Raw genomic sequence first — 4,924 nt, 5'->3', positions numbered from 1 at the left:
TCCTCTACTCCTCCCTTAATCAATTGCCAATAGTTTGCCTTTCTTAAATCAAGGCTTAGCCCGCTCTTATTTTGCCAGGAAATTGGTTCACCATTATATTTGTCTTCATTTAACCAATAATCATCAATTTTATTTTGCTCTTTAATGTTATAACAACAGGGACCAATGGAAGGAAAAATGGCAGTTAAGCAGGAACGGGGGGTTGTCCCGAAGATGGTTTTCATCTTAAACAATGTTTTTAAGGTTAATTCCAATTCTGTTCCCTTTCTTCCACTATGAATTAACCCAATAACCTTTTTAATAGGATCTAAAATAAAAATAGGTACACAATCAGCATAACACATTAAAAGTGGTATTTCAGGGAGGTTAGTAATTAAAGCATCGCTTTCCTTAATCGCCTCAGAAGGTGTAAAAGCTCCTTTGCCTTTATCTTCTTCTTTTACGACAGTTATTTTGTCTTTATGTACCTGCTGGGCAGAGGTCATACTTCGGTAGTTAATATTCAAAATATCTGAAATTATTTTTCTATTTTCTAAAACACAATTTTCTTTATCCTTTACCTGGTAGGATAGGTTAAGGCTATTAAAAGGAGATTTACTTACTCCACCTAATCTCGTGCTAAAAGCATTTACTACTAAGTTGGCATTATCTAATTCTCTACATTGGAAATACTTTATTGGTCCAAGTTCTTTTAATTCAAAATCTTGGTTCAAATTATATCTTCTTTTTAATAATATTTTTTAATATTTATATAGTCAGTCCTACGGGCAGACACAAGGTCTGCCCCTACTACTTTTACTATTCACAAACGATTATTTAATTGGTAAATTGGCGAATTGGTAAATTGGTAAATTGGCCAACTTATCTAGAATAACAATTGGGAATGTATCTTTTAACTTTTTCCACAAATTCTTGTATCTTTTCAACCGAATAAGGCTTTATTTTTTGGAAAGAAGGGTTAAGGGTCCTCTCTAAAGGAGAGAAATTCTGTAAAACATATTTTTTTGCTCCTGAAATATATTTAGCAATTTCTATTATGTTTTCTTCTGTATGTAATACAGGTACTACAGTAGTTCGAAATTCATAATCTATTCCAGAGTTCATAATTAAGGTAATACTATCCTTTACTCTCTCTAATAATATTTTGTCTTTAATACCAGCTGCCTTAGAATAGCAATCAAAGTCTAAGGATGATTTAATATCCATGGCAATATAATCTATTAATCTAAGCTTTAAAAGATCTTCTAATAATTTTGGATTAGTACCGTTAGTATCCAGTTTAATTAGAAAACCTTTATTCTTGATTTCTTTAAAATAGGAAGGTAAATCAGCATATAGGGTAGGTTCTCCTCCGCTCATACATATACCATCGATAAACTCTTTTCTCTCTAAGAGAAATTTATTTATTTCTTCCAAAGGTATATTTTTAAAATGGTCTGGATATAAAATTAAATCACAATTATAACAAAAAGGACACCGAAAATTGCATCTGGGGAGATATAAAGTAGAAACAATTTTTCCCTCCCAATCAATTAAGGAGGTTTCGATCATCTTCTTTATAGCAATCTTCAAATTGCAGCTTCCTCTCTAATCTCCTCTAAATTAGGGGTCTTGCCTCTCCATATTTTGATCTCATTCTCATCATTATCCACCATGGCCATAGAAGGCGTAGACACAATATTATAATAACTTGCTTCCGCCAAACCATCAACCGTGCTTACATCAAAATATTGTACGGTCATCTCTTTTTCCAATTGTTTTCCAATATGATTAGCTTTTGGACAATTAGGACAATTTTTTTGCCAGAATATTTTTATTTTCATTATACTTTTACTCTTTTCTAAATATATTTTATAGGAATTCCCTTTTCCTGTAGGGGTTCGATTCCTGTCTGCGTGCGTACCTGTCTGCGTGCGTACCTGTCTGCGTGCGTACACGCACAGGCAGGCACGCACAGGCAGGCATCGAACCCGCAAGAAGAACGGGTCGGATAAATCCGACCCCTACTTTAAAAAGCAATGCTTTATACAGAAAAATGTTTTAAGTTTTAAACTAACGACTAACGACTATTCACTAACGACTATTTTATAGTTTCCGGAATGTCGATCTTTTAACTCTCCGATTTTATTTTTATTCCAATTAGTTATCTTACTATAATACCCTACTATCCTGGTTACTCCGTATACATCTTTACTTCCACAATAATTACAATTTTCGGTCAATCCTCTACTTACTTTATTACATAAATTACATATAGTAAATTCAGGTGAAATAGTAAGTTGAGAACACTGCGTGTTTTCCCAAACTTTTTTTATTAAATTATAGATACTCTCGGGCGAAGGTAGATTTTCTCCTACAAAGGCGTGAATTATTGCCCCACTTTTTATTAAAGGGTGAAACTTACTTTGTTTGACTATTCGAGTAATTAAATCTAGAGGTGCTGAAGCTGCAAAATGGATACTATTAGTGTAATAAACTTCATCTTTTTCAGGATCTCCCTTTATAACTTTTTTACTATCCGGAAATTCTTGTAGATCGATTTTAGCCAATCTTCCCGCTGCACTTTCCGCCGGGGATTCTTCTAAGGATAACTTTAAATTAAACTTTTCGCTATATTCTTCACATTTTAAACTCATAAAAGATACAATTTTTAATCCTAATTTATAAGCCTTTTCACTTTCGTGTAACTGATCTCCAGAAATATATTGCACTGCTTCATTTAAACCTATTAATCCTATTAAATAGGTACCTTGATCTAAATCTACATAAGGTTTACCATCTTCCGCTATTTTACCTATTTCCCACAAGGCTCCATCTGAATTTACCATCATCATCTTTAAAAATTTTTTCTTCTGTAAATGTGCTTGAATGGCTAAGTGTAGGGCTTGATCAATTTTTTCAAAAAATAATTCTATATTTTCCATCTTACTATAATTAAAAGAGGAGTCGGAAATTCCCCTATTGGAAAAAGCTCTATAGGCACACTGGGGCAGATTGATGGTAACATTTTGTATTCCGGCAAACCTTAATTTTTCTGGATGGGTTATCATTTCTTGATCAGTTATTCTCGTTCTTAATCGACAACAGGAGGCTAAACTTATATCATCTCGATCAAAAATAAAATAGGGCGAACCATTTTCAGAGGCTACTTCACAAGCATATTCTAATAATTTTTTCTGTTCAGGATCTTCGAAAGATCTATTATTAATATGTAAATCCATTTTAGGAAAGGCAAAGACTTTTTTATTACAATCTCCTTCTTTCCAAACTTCCATTAGAGCTTTTAAAAATAATTGAGATTCTATTTCGTATTCTCCGTAATTTTTCCCGGTATATTCTCCTCCAGGGCCGATAGCAGGTACTTTCTTAAGATAATCTGGAACACCTAAATGGACATTAAAATCAAGAAAAAGGCTATTATGAGCAAGGAGACCATCGGTAGTTAGAAAGTTTTCGTATTTTTCTACAGAAATATCATATACATATCTATCTTGCTCTTTTATTTCTTTCTGATCAATTACTTCTACAGGTAATAAATTACTTGCTTTATATAATATACTTTTTAGATTTTTAAGCCTTTTTATCTGTTTCTTAATAATATTTTTTGCTAAAATTTGCTGAGGAAAAGAGTTAATGTTTCTTATATCAAAATACATTGATGAAGAGTTCAAATCACTATGGGGTTGAACATTATCAAAAATAAAAAGTTTTTTAAATAATAAAGGAATTTCTTCTTTACCAACTCCCTCCACAGAAGGATTTGGCAAACCGATTAGACTATTATTTACCCTTCTTTTTATTTTATCAATCCATTGCACAGAAAGAGGATAAGATTTTAAAGAAATTTTAGCTCCAAAGATTTTTTTAATCAGAGGTTTCAATTGGTTATAATCGTATCTACGCTGGTCATATTGTTTATAAGAAGGTTTATTTTTAAACCTTTCTAAACATTTTTTTCTTTCTTCTTCTTTTCTTTCTAAAGAAAAATAAACTTTATCAAAAGAGTTTATCCCAAGCGTAAGTACATATTGTAAATGGGTTTTCTTTACTTCATTACCCTTAATAATAATTTTTTCTTTGCTCCGGTCTTTATCCTTTATTGTTGGTAAGCATCCAATCTTAGTAAAAACTAACCAGAGATGAGATTTTAATGTTTCTGAAATTGTACTACATCCAATTTTATTTTTATTTTCTATATATCCATCACCGGAAAGATATCCGGCAAGAAACGCTTTTATAATTTCATCCTTTCCAAAAAGAATAAAATCAGGAATTTTTTTATTAATTGCTCCATTCCCGCACAATTTCTTAAACAAAGAACTATATAAACTACCAGAAAATCTTACCCCTTTCTGTAAAATAGTAACTGTGGTTTCATCTACAAAAATTGTTTTTACTAAATGAGCAATATTTTCTTTTTCCTGGTCATCCCGACAAGAAATAAATACAGAAGTTGGGGTACAATTACCTTCGGCTACATAATATCCTAATAAAGTAGCAAACTCTTTAGTTAGGGGAATATATATTTTTAATTTGTTATGATAATGAGAATTACATCTTAAATCGATATATTCATCGTTTATTTTTACATATAAATCTTCTGACAGATAATCGGTAACATCAACATTTTTTTTATTATCATAAATTGGAAAGGAGGATAAAGATAAAATATTTTCTGGATTCTGGCTTGGCTTTATTTCAATAATTTCTCCATTTTCATTAAGCGTAAATAAAGAATGGTCATCGGTAACACATATTTTTCCTCCTAAACCTGTTTTTATTTCTACAAGTTTATTTTTTCTTTGGTGTCTAATTGCTTGATATATTTTCCCTAATACTGGTTTTCCTGTTAGCCGATCTATACTTATTGTAAAGTACCTGTCTCTATCTTTATCTTTATTGAAATTATGATAAAATCGTTCAA

General features: G+C 31.3%; 4 protein-coding genes. All 4 read right to left on the bottom strand.

Translation table 11 applies throughout. The features are described from left to right. Positions 1–713, bottom strand: a 713-nt coding sequence (locus COZ07_RS04650; protein WP_406607419.1) for a polyphenol oxidase family protein, incomplete at its 3' end; no start/stop codon positions are given. Positions 714–861: 148 nt separating this feature from the next. Next, positions 862–1,572 (bottom strand): anaerobic ribonucleoside-triphosphate reductase activating protein, encoded by a 711-nt coding sequence (locus COZ07_RS04645; RefSeq protein ID WP_406607418.1) that lies wholly within the window; start codon positions 1,570–1,572, stop codon positions 862–864. Next, positions 1,569–1,823 (bottom strand): thioredoxin family protein, encoded by a 255-nt coding sequence (locus tag COZ07_RS04640; protein WP_406607417.1) that lies wholly within the window; start codon positions 1,821–1,823, stop codon positions 1,569–1,571. Before COZ07_RS04640 ends, COZ07_RS04645 begins: the two co-directional genes overlap by 4 nt. 243 nt (positions 1,824–2,066) lie before the next feature. Next, the coding region (nrdD, locus tag COZ07_RS04635) for an anaerobic ribonucleoside-triphosphate reductase (protein ID WP_406607416.1) at positions 2,067–4,924 on the bottom strand (2,858 nt) is incomplete at its 5' end.

Origin of the sequence: Candidatus Infernicultor aquiphilus (assembly GCF_002784285.1) — a bacterium.
GTDB classification, from domain to species: Bacteria; Atribacterota; Phoenicimicrobiia; order Phoenicimicrobiales; family Phoenicimicrobiaceae; genus Infernicultor; species Infernicultor aquiphilus.
The sequence above is the reverse complement of the archived record's forward strand: the minus strand, read 5'-3'. Positions and strand labels throughout refer to the sequence as shown.